Genomic DNA, 14,217 nt, shown 5'->3' with positions numbered 1-14,217 from the left:
TGCTAGATAAAAATTACAATTTATTGATTTTAAATGGTATATAACCTATAAAATTTAAAATTAGATCGTAATGATAAACGATATCATTATATACTTATTGCATTAATATATGAACTTTTTGTTATAGATTTTTTCTTATGTCCTGATTTTTAGATAAAAAAAGGCCGTCTGAACGCAATGTTTCAGACGGCCTTAATTTAGGTATAACGCGATTAAGCGTTAGCTTCCTGTTGTTGTTGGTAGATGGCTTCGAAGTTGATCGGGGCAAGCAGTACAGGCGGGAAGCCTGCGCGGGTTACGCTGTTGGAAATGGCTTCGCGTGCGTAAGGGAACAGGATGTTCGGACAAGCAACGCCCAGCAGCAGTTGTACGTCTTCTTCAGGAATGTTTTCCAAACGGAAGATGCCGCTTTGGGTAACTTCGTTCAAGAACATGGTGCGCTCTTCGTTCAGTTTGGCAGTCACGGTAACGGTAACGTCAACGCTGTAGAAACCGTCTTCCAGTTTGGTGTTGCCGGTAGAAACGCGCATATCGACTTCAGGCTCGCCTTGTTCCAAGAAGATTTGTGGTGCGTGAGGCACTTCCAAAGACAAGTCTTTTACATACAGACGCTCAACGCTGAATACGGGTTGCAATTCTTCGCTCATTTTATTTTCCTAAGTTAAGGGTTAAGGATTCAGTAATTCGTCCAACTTGCCTTCCTGCTGCAAGCGGTACAAATCGGTAAAGCCACCGACATGGGTATCGCCGATAAAAATCTGCGGCACGCTGCGCTGGCCGGAAAGCTGCTGCATTTCGGCAAAAACTTCCGGATTGCCGTCGATGCGGATTTCGTTGATTTCTTTCACACCCACCGCCTGCAACAGCCTTTTCGCCATGGTGCAGTACGGGCAATATGGACCGGTATAAACAGTAACGGTTTGCATGATTTCTTCCAAAATACCAATGTTCATGACTATATGGGCATAGGTGCTATTTTACAAGTGTTCCCGCCGTACGGTTGTAAAAAACATTCAGACGGCCTCTTAGCTATAAACATTTGTGCAGATGCGGAAAAACCATAATTAAAGTATGATAAGCGCTTTCGCAGAATGACTTTTGCCATTTGTTTTTTGGAGAAGAACACATCGCAAAAGTTTTTCTATTCAAAATCAGGTATCGCCATGCTTTCAGGAATTCCCATCCCCAAGGACGCCGTGCGTCCGCCCGAAACCGTCCTCGTCAACATTACGCCGCAAGAAACGCGTGTGGCTGTTTTGGAAGAGAACAATATCTGCGAGCTGCACATCGAGCGCAACAGCGGCCACAGCTTGGTCGGCAATATTTATTTGGGCGTCGTCAAACGTGTCCTCCCCGGCATGCAAAGCGCGTTCATCGATATCGGCTTGGAACGCGCCGCGTTTCTGCATATCGTCGATGTCCTCGAACAACGCCGCAACCCGGACGAAACCCAACGCATCGAACATATGCTCTTTGAAGGCCAGTCTGTCTTGGTTCAGGTCATTAAAGACCCCATCAATACCAAAGGCGCACGCCTGTCCACCCAAATCTCACTGGCCGGCCGTTTCCTCGTCCATCTTCCGCAAGAAGACCACATCGGCATTTCCCAACGCATCGAGGATGATATCGAACGCAGTAGTTTGAGGGAGCGCCTCAACAACCTGCTGCCCGAAAACGCCTGCCACGGCTATATTATCCGCACCAATGCTGAAAACGCCTCCGATGACCAACTGCAATCAGACATCAACTATCTGACCAAAGTGTGGGAACACATTCAAAAACAGGCAAAAATTCAGCCGCCCGAAACCCTGCTCTATCAAGATTTGCCATTAAGCCTGCGCGTATTACGAGATATGTTCAGCCTCGATACACACAAAATCCTGGTCGATTCCACCGAAAACCACCGCCGCATGACCCAGTTTGCCGAACAATACGTTCAAGGTGCATTGGGCAGAATCGAGCTGTTCAAAGGCGAACGCCCTCTATTTGAAACCCACAACATCGAGCAGGAAATTGCCCGCGCCCTGCAACCGCGCGTCAATCTCAATTTCGGCAGCTACCTCATCATCGAGTCCACCGAAGCCATGACCACCATCGATGTCAACACCGGCGGCTTTGTCGGCGCGCGCAATTTTGATGAAACCATCTTCCGCACCAACCTCGAAGCCTGCCACACCATCGCCCGCGAGCTTCGCCTGCGCAATCTCGGCGGCATTATCATCATCGATTTCATCGATATGGCGCAGGAAGTCCACCGCGAAGCCGTCCTACAAGAGCTTGCCAAAGCCCTCAGTTTCGACCGCACCCGTGTCACCCTCAACGGCTTTACCAGTCTGGGCCTTGTCGAACTGACCCGTAAACGCTCGCGTGAAAACTTAAGCCAAATCCTCTGCGAACCCTGCCCTTCCTGCCAAGGCCGAGGCCGTCTGAAAACGCCGCAAACCGTGTGCTACGAAATCCAACGCGAAATCGTCCGCGAAGCGCGCCGCTACGATGTCCAAGCCTTCCGCATTTTGGCTGCTCCGAATGTCATCGACTTGTTCTTAGACGAAGAATCGCAATCGCTGGCGATGTTGATAGACTTTATCGGCAAACCGATTTCTCTGGCAGTCGAAACCGCCTACACGCAGGAACAATACGATATTGTGTTGCTGTAAAAATAAAAGGCCGTCTGAAAACTTTTCAGACGGCCTTCTTGTTTGAGCAAATAAAGATTACGGTTTCACTACTTTACCGTTGATTTTGACGGAAGTCAGTTTCAGGTTGTAGGTTTTACCGTCATCGGTATAACTGATTTGCGCAGGGATATTGTCGATATCGGAAGCAAACGAGTAAGTAACGGTATCATCGCCGCGGCGGACGCGATATTTACTCACAGGCGTTGTACCGCCGTTCAGCTTATAGCTTTCGCTGCCGATTTTGTTCATGCTGCCGACGGTGTACAGTTTTTTACCGTTGGTAATTTTCAAACCTGACGGCAGGCGCACGTCATTGGCGGCCAGTTGCCATGCCAAAGTGAACAAGTCCATGGCCGGGCCGGATTTTTCGGTTTTCAAATCACCTGCTTTGCCGTAAGTGATGTTGCCGCCGGAGAATTTGGCCTCGGCATACAATTTACCGCCGCGTACATCTTTGTAGTAAGACGGATGCAAGGTCGTGCCGTTGATGCTGCCGCCTGATTCAAAGCGGATATTGTAAAGCGGTACTTTGATGGTAGAAACGATTTTGTATTGGCTGCCGCTACGTGTGAAGGTCATGGTTGCAGGAATACCGTAGCTGCCTGAGTATTGCAAAACGGCAGATTGCGGCAATTCAGCGGCTTGTGCGCCGATAGAGGCAGTGAGCAGGGAAAGTGTCAGCAGGGTTGTTTTAATCGGATTCATGATGTTTTCCTTGTGTGTATGGTGTTTTAATTAAGCCAACAGGCTTTGACCGGCGGCATTGCGTTGTGCATTCAAAACGCGGTTGCCTTCGATTTTCAGACGGCCTGCAACGAAATCAGCAACGGCTTGCGGAAAAAGCTGGTGTTCAACCATCAACACGCGTGCGGCAACATTGTCAGCAGTATCGCCGTCCAAAATAGGAACAATGCCTTGTGAAATAATCGGGCCGCAATCCAGCTCGGGCGTCACGAAATGGATGGTGCAGCCTGCCACTCGGCAACCTGCTTCCAATGCGCGTTCGTGGGTGTGCAGACCGGTGAAAGAAGGCAGGATGGACGGATGGATATTGATCAGGCGGTTTTCATAATGTGCGCAGAACTCCGGAGTCAAAATGCGCATAAAGCCCGCCAATACAACCAAATCGGGCTGATAGGCATCGATTTTTTCCATCATAGCCTGATCAAATGCCAGACGCGAGTCGAAGTTTTTATGGTTCAAACTGTCAGTGGCTATACCGCGTTCTGCCGCCCATGCCAATCCGGCAGCGGTCTCGCTGTTGCTCAATACGGCTGCAATGTTGGCATCGGGAATATTGGCATTCACAATCGCCTGCATATTGCTACCGCGTCCGGAAATAAGGATGACGATATTTTTCATCATAATTCCTTGTTTGTTTGGAACAAAGGCCGTCTGAAACGGAATTTTTCAGACGGCCTTTTATCCGTTGTTTAAGGGCGTAAGCCTTGATTCGGATTATTGAACTTTTTGTACGTCAACTTGTACAGGTTGTTGTGCAGCAGCATCAGGCGCGCCGACTTTAACCAGTTTCACGTCGAATACCAAAGTAGCGTTCGGGCCGATTTTATCGCCGGCGCCAACTTCGCGGTAAGCCAGTTTGGCCGGGATGTAGAATGTTGCTTCGCCGCCTTCTTTCAAGAGTTGGATACCTTCAGTCCAACCTGGGATTACTTGGCTTACAGGGAAGCTTACAGGTTCGCCGCTGTTTTTGCTGCTGTCAAATACGGTACCATCAATCAGACGGCCTTCGTACTCAACGGTAACGATGTCGTCTTTAGTCGGTTTTTTGCCTTCACCTTCTTTGGTAATTTTGTATTGCAGACCGGAAGCGCTGGTTTTCACGCCTTCTTTAGTCGCGTTTTCTTTCAAGAACGCCTCGCCTTTTTCCAAGTTTACTTTGGCATCTTCAGCACGTTTGGCAGTAGCTTTTTCTTGTTGCTCTTGCAAGAATTTCATCATCACTTCCTGAGCTTGGGCTTCAGTCATTTTGACTTCTTTGCCTTCAAACATGGCTTCCATGGCTTCGGTGAAGACTTTCAAATCGATTTCTGTGCCTTGGTCTTTCATCTGTTTCAATGAACGGCCGATGTCTACACCCATTGCGTAGCTGGCTTGTTGGGCAGTAGAACCGATGGCAGAAGCATCTGCAGTCGCATTTGAAGCTGCGGAAGCAGCAGGGGCATCTTTAGCGGCAGTGTCTTTTTGGTTGCAAGCAGTCAGTGCCAACAAAGCAGACAAAGCCAATGCGCTGAATTTGAAAGTTTTGTTCATGATTATGTCTTTTCCGGAAAGGTCAAAAAAGGGGATTATAGCTGAGTTTGATTGAAATGGAATCAAGGTGGATAAAAATTTGTAAAGGCGCTTATCAAAAACATTAAGGCCGTCTGAAAAGAGGTTTCAGACGGCCTACTCTTAGCTATCGGTCAAACGATTAATACCAGCCGCGCAGTTTCATTGCTTTTTCAACACGACGGATACTCATCATGTAAGAAGCAGTACGCAGGTCAACATCGTATTCTTGAGCCAAGTTCCAAATATCGCGGAACGCACGGCGCAGAACAACGGTTTCTTTCTCTTGAACTTCGTCAAACTCCCAGTAGTAGCCTTGCAGGTTTTGTACCCATTCAAAATAAGATACCACCACACCGCCGCAGTTTGCCAAAATATCAGGAACAACCAATACGCCGTTTTGACGCAGGATAACGTCGGCCTCTGGAGTAGTCGGACCGTTTGCACCTTCAACCACGATTTTCGCGCGAACTTTACCGGCGTTTTCAGAAGTCAGTTGATTTTCCAGCGCGCAAGGGGCGAGTACGTCCACTTCCAAAGCCAAAAGTTCGGCATTGCTGATTTCTTTGCCGTAGCCGGCTTCGTTGGTGATGAAACCTTTGGTTTGGAATTCTTTGATGATTGCTTCCATATCCAAGCCGTTTTCGTTGTAGATGGCAACGTCAACAGTAGATACGGCAACGATTTTCGCACCGGCTTTGTGTGCATAGTAACCGGTGTGGTAGCCCACGTTACCGAAACCTTGAATGGCATAAGTAGCACCCTTCACGTCTTTGCCCAGTTTTTCCAAAGCTTGGACGGCGGCGAAGTTTACACCGTAACCGGTGGCTTCGGTACGCGCCAAGGAGCCACCAAACTCAACCGGTTTGCCGGTGAACACACCTGGTGCAGAATGTTTCACTACATTTTCATAGGCATCAACCATCCAAGACATGATTTTGCCGTTGGTGTTCACATCAGGTGCAGGAATATCGATTTTCTCGCCAATCAGCGGAGAAATGGCTTCGGAATAAGCGCGGGCGATGCGTTCCAATTCCGCTTCGGAATAATTGCGCGGATCCAAAGTGATACCGCCTTTACCACCGCCGTAAGGAATACCGGCTACGCAGCATTTGATGGTCATCCAGATAGACAGGGCTTTAACCTCGTCCATATTCACATGAGGATGGAAACGCACGCCGCCTTTATAAGGGCCGACGGCATTATTGTGTTGTGAACGGTAGCCGGTGAAGTTTTCTACTGTACCGTTATCGAGTTTGACAGGGAAGTTGACTTCCAAAACACGTTGCGGCTTTTTCAAGATTTCAAATACTGCCGGGTCGGCATTCAGGCGATCGCAGGCAATTTTCACTTGTTTTTGTGCAATTTCAAACGGATTCAGTGTTTCTTTAACAGCAGATGCGGACATGTATTTTTCCTTTTCATACACATGATTAGACGAGAGCCATACTTGTTACTATATACAAAAACAGGAAAAAATGTAATAGCATGTAGTCGATAAAAAGCAAATCTATTCATTTATATATAAATTTAGTTTGAGGCCGTCTGAAAATATCGGCACGCCGACCAAAAAATTTTCAGACGGCCCAGTATAAATGCTCATCAAACTATTCAAAAAAGCACACAAACCCTTTGTTTTTTAATGCCTACCAAATCACCCTTTTTGTTGACAAAATCCCTTTCACATTCCCAATAGGCTGACAGCCTTACACCAGCAAAAATTGTTAACAATTTAAACAAATATCCCTTTTAAAGAATCAGCAAAACATCGGCAAATCAGGCAAACAATGTTAAAATAACCGCTCAAATAATATGACAGAAAGCTACTCAATGACCACTGCTGCTTTAGAACACGTTCAAGCCGTTGCCTTTGATTTGGACGGTACCTTATGTGATTCCGTTCCCGATTTGGCCGCAGCAGCCCAAGCCATGTGTGCGTACTTAGGTTTACCTGTTTTACCTACCCAAACGGTTGAAAGTTATGTCGGCGACGGCATCAGCAAGTTGGTTCATCGCGTCATTACCAATGATCGTGAAAAAGAAGCCGATCCTGAAATCTGGGAAAAAGGTTTTGTGTTCTTTATGAAATATTATCGCGAACACTTGAGCGACTTTACCCGCCCCTACCCTGAAACCGAAGCCGGTCTCGGCCTGCTCAAGTCTTTGGGTATTCCATTGGTTGTCATTACCAACAAAAATGAAATTCTGGCAGCCGAGCTGCTGAAACAGCTCAATCTCGACGACTATTTCAGCCTGGTTCTCGGCGGAGACAGCCTGACTGAGAAAAAACCCAGCCCATTGCCGCTTCAACATGCGGCCGAAGTTCTGGGCATCGACGTTGCCAATATGCTGATGGTAGGCGACTCCAAAAATGACATTATTGCTGCTAAAGCGGCCGGTTGCTTCAGCGTCGGCGTAACATTCGGCTACGGCGACATGACCTTGCTCTCTCAAGACAAAGCGACCAAACCTGATTTGTTGATTCGAGCCCTGCCTGAAATCTACGAAAATCTACAACCGCAAAAAAATAAAGACGAAGAATAATTCGGCTTTATTTTCAGACGGCCTTTTCGGCTATTTTTCCAATCAGGCCGTCTGAAAATGTAATTCAATGTAGTCACTTCACCTCCACCATATCCCATGAGACCCCCTAAAACCTTACGTGCCCGCGCCTTGGATATTCTTTCCCGTCAGGAAGTCAGCCGTGTCGGCTTGAAACGTAAACTGGCCCCACACGCTGAAAGCGAAGAAGAATTGGAAAAGGTTTTGGACAAATTCGCCGAACGAAATTGGCAATCCGACCAACGTTACGCAGAAGCCTATATTCACAGCAAGAGCAACCGTTACGGCACGCTCCGCCTCAAGCAAGCCTTGGCGCAACAAGGTATCGATGCAGACGACTGTCAGGAGTTCCTACCCGATAGGGAGGACGAGCTGCAAACCGCCATTTCCGTCTTACGTAAAAAATTCAAGCAAGAAGCTCAAGATTTAAAAGAAAAACAAAAACAAGCGCGTTTCCTTGCCTATCGCGGTTTTGGTGCCGACACCATTCAGACAGCCTTAAAAACCGCGTGGAATGAAGACGAAGACTTCTATCAATAATCATTCCCACTTGAAACTTTGCTTCTATCGGCGTACCCTTACGCTTTTATTCAATAATTCAATCAGAGCTTCATCATGTCCGACAAACCGCACGATACACCTAATCCCCTACTCGAAGATGAACGCAAAAACCCTGTTTACCGCTTGGGTCAGGCAGTAGCCGGGTTCATGTTGCTGGTTTGGGCCGGCGTTTTGGCCTTGGTTTTCTTCTTGGTTTTCCGTTTTTGGTTGAATTAAACCCAATCCAATTACAAAAAAGCCATAAACCCTCTTAAAAAAGCCAACAGCTTTTATTTGTAAACATCAAAAAGGCCGTCTGAAAACACTTTCAGACGGCCTTTGCTTATAACGAGATCATCCTCGAATCACTTTGCGGATATTCGGATTGGCATGCATTGCATGAATAATCTGATTAACCTGATCCAAGTCTTTGACTTTAATTGTGAATTTAAATTCTACAAAACCTTCCGTTCCTGCTTGCGCTTTGGTTGGCGTATCGACAGATTCGATATCCGCACCGGAATTGGAAATCGCTTGCGCCATTGAAGCCAACAAACCATGCGCATCTTCGGATTTGACGTTGAGGATGGTTCGGTACGTTTGATTGCGCAAACTGTCCCAACCCGCATCGAGTTGCTCTTCCGGATCAGCTTTGACCAAAGTTTGACAGGTATCACGGTGGATAATCATACCCTTGTCTTTGACCAATAAGGCACGGATCGCATCGCCGGGAATCGGATGGCAACATTCGGCAAAATGAATCCGGCCGGTTTCCTGATCGTTGACTTTGATCGGGCTGAGTTTGACCGTGCTGCCAAAATGTTGGCCTGCCAACTCGGCAATGTGCATGGCAACGTGTACCGGCAAAGTATGCCCCATCCCGACATTGTAGAGGACCTCTTCAAACGAGGTTTGTTTGGTATTCAAATCGGCAAGGTATTTTTCTTTGAGGTCGTCTGAAAGCAGGATATCTTTAGGCAACAGGCTGGATAAAGCTTTTTGCAGCAGGTTCTCACCCAAAACAACGGCATCGTGACGATTCAGATTTTTAATGTATTGGCGGATGGCGCTGCGCGCACGGCTGGAAACGGTAAAGTTCAGCCATGCCACATTAGGCTTGGCATGCTCGGAAGTAATGATTTCTACCGTATCGCCGGTTTTCAGCTTGGTGCGCAACGGCATCATGACGTTATTGATACGCGCGGCAACGGTTTTATGACCGATATTGGTGTGAACGGCATAGGCAAAGTCAATCGGCGTTGCACCTTTCGGCAAGGTAAGGATATCGCCTTTCGGGGTAACGATATAGACTTCGTTGGGGAATAAATCGACTTTGACATGCTCCAGAAACTCGATGGCATTTGAGCTGCTGGCTTGCAGGTCAAGAATATTTTTCATCCATCGGTTCATATGGAGGACGGCTTGGTCCGGAGTGTTTTCACCGGATTTGTAAATCCAATGGCCGGCAATACCGCCCTCAGCCACAGCGTCCATTTCACGCGTACGGATTTGCACTTCGATCGGCAAACCGTAAGGGCCGACCAAGGTTGTGTGCAAGCTTTGATAACCGTTGCTTTTCGGAATGGCGATATAGTCTTTAAAACGGCCGGGCTTGGGGTGGTATAAATTATGCAATGCACCCAACGCGGCATAACAGGCAGGAATGCTGTTTACAATGACCCTAAAGCCGTAAATATCCATCACTTCGGCAAAACGCAGCTTTTTAGCCAGCATTTTTTGATGGATGCTGTACAAGTTTTTCTCGCGGCCTTTGATTTTGGCTTCAATATTGATACCGACCAAACGCTGACTGAATGCACGCAACACTTTGCCGACAACATCGCGGCGATTTTTGCGGCTGTTGTCCATGGCTTTTTTCAGGGTTTCGTAGCGTCTTGGGTGGAGGTTTTGGAACGATAAGTCTTGAAGCTCTTGATACGCATTGTTCAGGCCAATGCGGTTGGCAATTTGAGCATAGATTTCGAGGGTTTCTTTGGCGATGCGGCGGCGTTTTTCCGGACGCATAGAGCCAAGGGTGCGCATATTGTGCAATCGGTCGGCAAGTTTGACGACGATGACGCGCACGTCTTTAGTCATGGCGAGGATAAGCTTGCGGAAACTTTCCGCCTGATGCTCGGCATGATCTTCGAATTTGAGCTTTTCCAGTTTGGAGAGGCCGTCTACCATTTCGGCAATGGTATCGCCGAATTCTGCCGCCATTTCGACTTTGGTTACGCCCGTATCTTCCAATACATCGTGCATAACGCCTGCACAGAGGCCTTGAACATCCATGTGCCAAATCGCAAGCTGCGTGGCAACGGCAAGGGGATGGGTGATGTAAGGTTCGCCGCTTTTACGGGTTTGTCCGTCATGGGCGTGGAAAGCGTAGGCAACGGCTCTTTCAAGCTCGGCCTGCTCATTGGTATTGAGATAGGATGCGGTGCGAAACAGAAGCTCGCGCGCTTCTGCTGTCAGCGGGTCATAGGGGGCGGTAGGCAGTGGGGCTGGCATTTTCAGACGGCCTTTTATGGCTATTTTTTAAGCCGTCAGACTGTATCGGTTGTGATATCGCACCGATACAGTCCGCGCGGCGGTTTTATCGGTTTGCCGGTTGGTTTATTTGTTGCGGGTCAGCAACTCGGTTCCGATTTGTCCGGCTGCGATTTCGCGCAGGGCGGTTACGGTTGGTTTGTTGTTGCGAATGTCGTCAACCAAAGGCGTGTTGCCGTTTTCGAGCTGGCGTGCGCGACGGGCGGCAACAAGTGTAAGGTCGAAGTGGTTAGGGATTTTACCTGTGCAATCTTCAGTAGTAATACGGGCCATGTTTGCTTGCTTTCTTTCTATGTTTCAAATAAACGGTTATTTTCGCTGTTTTTTACGAATTTTCCAACAGGTTTGAGATAAACCCCTGTTGAGAGGATTTTTTCAGACGGCCTGCTTTAATAATGTGGAACAAATCGGCTTCGGCACGATCCAAATCGTCATTCACGACGACGTAATCGAACAAAACAGATTGCTCAATCTCATGTCGAGCTTTTGAAAGGCGTGTTTGAATAACTTCTTCGCTGTCTGTACCACGGCCGATCAAACGTTGTGCCAATACTTCAAAGGAAGGTGGCAGGATAAAAATGCTGCTGGCTTCAGGCAACGATTTACGCACTTGCGCCGCACCTTGCACATCAATTTCCAAAATTACGTCATAGCCCTCTTCGCTCAGCGAATTTACGCCGGCGATGCTGGTGCCGTAATAATTGCCGAACACATTGGCGTGTTCCAAAAAGGCTCTTTGCTCAATCAGTGATTCAAATTCTTCTTTGGGAACAAAGTGGTAATGCACGCCATGTGCCTCACCCTCACGCGGCTGGCGCGTGGTATGAGAAATGGAAACACGGATGTCGTCATGATTTTTCAACAGGCGCGACACCAAGGTTGTTTTACCTGTGCCAGAAGCGGCAGAAATGATGTAAATATTGCCTTTTTTATGATTTTGCATGGTGGTTCAGCCGATGGTATGTACCTGTAAATTATAACACAACACAATGTTTCTCGGAATTTCAGACGGCATGTTGCAAAATTTGGCTATTGTATCGATTAATTTGGCAAGTCCGCATATGACCGCTACAATATCGCGTTAAAAACTTTTTGATTTCGGAATGTCGAGATGTTGATTCATCCTGAAGTAATGGGCGTAGAAGCTTTGGCGGACAAAATCCGTAAAATTGAAAACTGGCCGCAAAAAGGGATTTTGTTTCATGACATTACTCCCGTTTTGCAAAGCGCAGAATATTTCCGCCTGCTGGTCGATTTACTGGTTTACCGCTATATGGGGCAAAAAGTTGATGTCGTAGCAGGCTTGGATGCGCGCGGCTTTATCATTGGCGCAGCTTTGGCCTATCAGCTGAACGTTGGCTTTGTCCCCATCCGCAAAAAAGGCAAACTGCCGTTTGATACGGTTTCTCAGAGTTACGCTTTGGAATATGGCGAAGCAACGGTAGAAATCCATACCGACGCCATCAAGCCGGGTGCACGCGTTTTATTGGTAGATGATTTGGTGGCAACCGGCGGCACAATGCTGGCAGGTGTCGAGCTGATCCGCAAACTGGGCGGCAAAGTAATCGAAACAGCTGCTATTTTGGAATTTACCGATTTGGACGGCGGCAAAAAAATCCGCGAAAGCGGCGCGCCGTTATTTACCCTGTGCCAAAACAAAGGCTGTATGTAACACACAAAAAACCGCAAGCCGATCAGCCTGCGGTTTTTTATTGTTAAATTTATTCGAGAACGTACCCGTCCGTATCCCAGAAAGTTTTTTTCACCAACTGGTCATCTTTATAAACCAGCTCGGATTTCTTCGCACCATCATCATACCAATCCAAAATAATGCCGCTGCGTTTACCGTTGCGAATACTCAATTCAGACACGATGCGGCCATTTTCATCCCAACTGATAATCTCCGTTGGTTTATCATTGCTCATCATCATTTCGGTTTTTGGACTGCCGTCTGAATACCATTGTTTCCAATGACCGTTGGCCTTATCGTTCTTGAATTGGATTTCACTTTCTTTGACGCCGTTGCGGTAATAACGAGAGCCTACGCCCTCACTCAAGCCGTTTTGATAAGGCATGACTGCAGATTTTTTGCCGTTTGGATACCAGTTAATCCACTCACCGTGCGGCTTGCCGTTGCGATAGCTGCCAACCATCTTTTTCTGCCCGTTAAAATGCCACAGGGTCAGTGTGCCATTGTCCAGAGCCGGCACAAAAACCTTAATCTGACCGGCAGGTACTTCATAAGGATCAGAATATTTTTTCATCGATGGATAGTAAAAATCCTGCACCTGCGCCTTACCTGCCTCAATCTTGTATTGGCGGACATAAGCAACCGAAGGCATGGTCGCCGTCAGTTTACCGTTTTGATTGAAATAAACGGTATGTTGCTGGGCAAAGGCGGCAACGGGCATACTGAACAAGGCAGCAGCCAACAGGCCTGATTTTAAATAATTATTCATAATATGGAGTTTGGCAGTATATGTTCTACAAAAAGTCAGTAATAAAAATCCACTGACATTAGAAACTATGACAAATATTATAAGCCATAGTTTCAAAGCCTGCTTGGATTTCACAGCCGACATATCATAGGCATTTGTATTTTCTTAAAACATTAAAGACATTACAAAATAGAGGCCGTCTGAATTTTTTTTCAGACGGCCTCTGTTTCAATTACATTAAAACAATTTATTCTTCACCCAACAATTGCTCACGGGTCAATAAGAATACAAACCCGTCGCCACCGCTGGTTTCCAACCAAGTAAACGGTAATTCGGGATAAGCCGCTTCCAATACCTCACGGTTGTGACCGATTTCAACCAACAATACACCTTTTGGATTCAAATATTTCGCCGCTTGCAGAATAATTTGACGTGTAGCGTCCAAACCATCTTCACCACTACCCAAAGCCAATTCCGGCTCGTACAGGTATTCATCAGGCAACGCTTCCACAGATTCCGCATCGACATAAGGCGGATTGGAAACAATCAAGTCGTAGGTTTCATCCAGACCTTCAAACAAATCGGTATGCACCAAGCTGATGCGGTCTTCCAAGCCATAATCTTCGATATTGATGGCGGCTACTTCCAGCGCATCCAAGCTTAAATCAACGGCATCAATTTGTGCATCGGGATAGTGATGCGCCATTTGAATGGCCAAACAGCCGCTACCGGTACACAAATCCAAAGCTCGATGCACCAACTCATCATGTTCAATCCAAGGACGGATACCGTCGCCCAGCAATTCATAAATGAAAGAACGAGGCACGATAACACGCTCATCGACATAAAAATCAAACTCACCCTGCCATGCCTGATGCGTCAGATACGCGGCAGGAATATGCTCAACTGCGCGACGTTCGATAATCGACAGCACTTCCTCCTTCTCACTTTGCAACAATTTGGCATCCAAATAAAGCTCCAACATATCCAAAGGCAGGTTCAAAGTATGCAAAATCAGATAGGCTGCCTCGTCATGGGCATTATCACTTCCGTGTCCGAAAAACAGTCCGGCATCATTAAAACGGCTGACGGCGAAACGCAATAAATCGCGAACAGTGGTCAGCTCTTGAGCAGCTTGGTTGAACATAATGTTTTGT

The 14,217-nt window shown here is 47.2% G+C and carries 16 protein-coding genes; 5 read left to right on the top strand and 11 right to left on the bottom strand.

Going from position 1 to position 14,217, the window contains the following annotated elements; translation table 11 throughout:
• Nucleotides 1–212: 212 nt before the first annotated feature.
• Nucleotides 213–647, bottom strand: coding sequence for a protein-export chaperone SecB (secB, locus tag ACTHTJ_RS07955; RefSeq protein ID WP_003745844.1), 435 nt, complete (start codon nucleotides 645–647; stop codon nucleotides 213–215).
• Between the two features lie 21 nt (nucleotides 648–668).
• Nucleotides 669–926, bottom strand: coding sequence for a glutaredoxin 3 (grxC, locus tag ACTHTJ_RS07950; RefSeq protein ID WP_003684090.1), 258 nt, complete (start codon nucleotides 924–926; stop codon nucleotides 669–671).
• A 237-nt stretch (nucleotides 927–1,163) separates the two neighbouring features.
• Between grxC and ACTHTJ_RS07945 the strand changes: the two genes are divergently transcribed.
• Nucleotides 1,164–2,657, top strand: coding sequence for an Rne/Rng family ribonuclease (locus ACTHTJ_RS07945; protein ID WP_440360908.1), 1,494 nt, complete (start codon nucleotides 1,164–1,166; stop codon nucleotides 2,655–2,657).
• Between the two features lie 57 nt (nucleotides 2,658–2,714).
• Here the strand turns inward: ACTHTJ_RS07945 and ACTHTJ_RS07940 are convergent, their stop codons facing one another.
• The 4 genes from ACTHTJ_RS07940 to ACTHTJ_RS07925 all read right to left on the bottom strand — a co-directional run bounded on the left by ACTHTJ_RS07940 (nucleotide 2,715) and on the right by ACTHTJ_RS07925 (nucleotide 6,378).
• On the bottom strand, nucleotides 2,715–3,383 hold the full coding sequence (locus ACTHTJ_RS07940; protein ID WP_070584289.1) for a DUF3108 domain-containing protein: 669 nt from the start codon (nucleotides 3,381–3,383) through the stop codon (nucleotides 2,715–2,717).
• Between the two features lie 30 nt (nucleotides 3,384–3,413).
• A complete protein-coding gene (purN, locus tag ACTHTJ_RS07935; protein ID WP_070584287.1) occupies nucleotides 3,414–4,040 on the bottom strand; it encodes a phosphoribosylglycinamide formyltransferase in 627 nt (208 codons plus the stop codon).
• A gap of 96 nt (nucleotides 4,041–4,136) precedes the next feature.
• Nucleotides 4,137–4,952, bottom strand: a complete 816-nt coding sequence (locus ACTHTJ_RS07930) for an FKBP-type peptidyl-prolyl cis-trans isomerase (RefSeq protein WP_070584285.1) — start codon at nucleotides 4,950–4,952, stop codon at nucleotides 4,137–4,139.
• A 160-nt stretch (nucleotides 4,953–5,112) separates the two neighbouring features.
• Nucleotides 5,113–6,378, bottom strand: a complete 1,266-nt coding sequence (locus ACTHTJ_RS07925; RefSeq protein ID WP_070584284.1) for a Glu/Leu/Phe/Val family dehydrogenase — start codon at nucleotides 6,376–6,378, stop codon at nucleotides 5,113–5,115.
• 422 nt (nucleotides 6,379–6,800) lie between these two features.
• Between ACTHTJ_RS07925 and ACTHTJ_RS07920 the strand changes: the two genes are divergently transcribed.
• The 3 genes from ACTHTJ_RS07920 (at nucleotide 6,801) to ACTHTJ_RS07910 (ending at nucleotide 8,309) form a co-directional block, all read left to right on the top strand.
• Complete coding sequence (locus ACTHTJ_RS07920) at nucleotides 6,801–7,514, top strand: phosphoglycolate phosphatase (RefSeq protein WP_440360907.1); 714 nt, start codon at nucleotides 6,801–6,803, stop codon at nucleotides 7,512–7,514.
• 96 nt (nucleotides 7,515–7,610) lie between these two features.
• On the top strand, nucleotides 7,611–8,072 hold the full coding sequence (recX, locus tag ACTHTJ_RS07915; protein WP_070584279.1) for a recombination regulator RecX: 462 nt from the start codon (nucleotides 7,611–7,613) through the stop codon (nucleotides 8,070–8,072).
• Nucleotides 8,073–8,147: 75 nt separating this feature from the next.
• Nucleotides 8,148–8,309: a hypothetical protein gene (locus ACTHTJ_RS07910; protein ID WP_049344044.1), complete on the top strand. Its 162-nt coding sequence runs from the start codon at nucleotides 8,148–8,150 to the stop codon at nucleotides 8,307–8,309.
• Nucleotides 8,310–8,426: 117 nt separating this feature from the next.
• On the opposite strand, the gene ACTHTJ_RS07905 is transcribed toward ACTHTJ_RS07910, so the two are convergent.
• The 3 genes from ACTHTJ_RS07905 to gmk all read right to left on the bottom strand — a co-directional run bounded on the left by ACTHTJ_RS07905 (nucleotide 8,427) and on the right by gmk (nucleotide 11,565).
• Entirely contained in the window at nucleotides 8,427–10,583 is a 2,157-nt protein-coding gene (locus tag ACTHTJ_RS07905) for a RelA/SpoT family protein (protein ID WP_070584277.1), read from the bottom strand.
• A gap of 105 nt (nucleotides 10,584–10,688) precedes the next feature.
• Nucleotides 10,689–10,895, bottom strand: a complete 207-nt coding sequence (rpoZ, locus tag ACTHTJ_RS07900; RefSeq protein ID WP_003682294.1) for a DNA-directed RNA polymerase subunit omega — start codon at nucleotides 10,893–10,895, stop codon at nucleotides 10,689–10,691.
• Nucleotides 10,896–10,947: 52 nt separating this feature from the next.
• Nucleotides 10,948–11,565, bottom strand: coding sequence for a guanylate kinase (gene gmk, locus ACTHTJ_RS07895; protein WP_003686079.1), 618 nt, complete (start codon nucleotides 11,563–11,565; stop codon nucleotides 10,948–10,950).
• Between the two features lie 168 nt (nucleotides 11,566–11,733).
• On the opposite strand from gmk, the gene ACTHTJ_RS07890 reads away from it, so the two are divergent.
• The gene (locus tag ACTHTJ_RS07890) at nucleotides 11,734–12,294 is read left to right on the top strand and encodes an adenine phosphoribosyltransferase (RefSeq protein WP_314512994.1); all 561 of its coding nucleotides are present in this window, start codon (nucleotides 11,734–11,736) and stop codon (nucleotides 12,292–12,294) included.
• 49 nt (nucleotides 12,295–12,343) lie between these two features.
• On the opposite strand, the gene ACTHTJ_RS07885 is transcribed toward ACTHTJ_RS07890, so the two are convergent.
• Entirely contained in the window at nucleotides 12,344–13,081 is a 738-nt protein-coding gene (locus ACTHTJ_RS07885; RefSeq protein ID WP_070713118.1) for a toxin-antitoxin system YwqK family antitoxin, read from the bottom strand.
• A gap of 226 nt (nucleotides 13,082–13,307) precedes the next feature.
• Nucleotides 13,308–14,207 carry a 50S ribosomal protein L3 N(5)-glutamine methyltransferase gene (gene prmB, locus ACTHTJ_RS07880; protein ID WP_070584272.1) on the bottom strand — a complete coding sequence of 300 codons (900 nt, stop codon included), beginning with the start codon at nucleotides 14,205–14,207 and terminating at the stop codon, nucleotides 13,308–13,310.
• Nucleotides 14,208–14,217 lie beyond the last annotated feature (10 nt).

This window comes from Neisseria sp. P0018.S001, from assembly GCF_051957355.1.
GTDB classification, from domain to species: Bacteria; Pseudomonadota; Gammaproteobacteria; order Burkholderiales; family Neisseriaceae; genus Neisseria; species Neisseria subflava_A.
The sequence above is the reverse complement of the archived record's forward strand: the minus strand, read 5'-3'. Positions and strand labels throughout refer to the sequence as shown.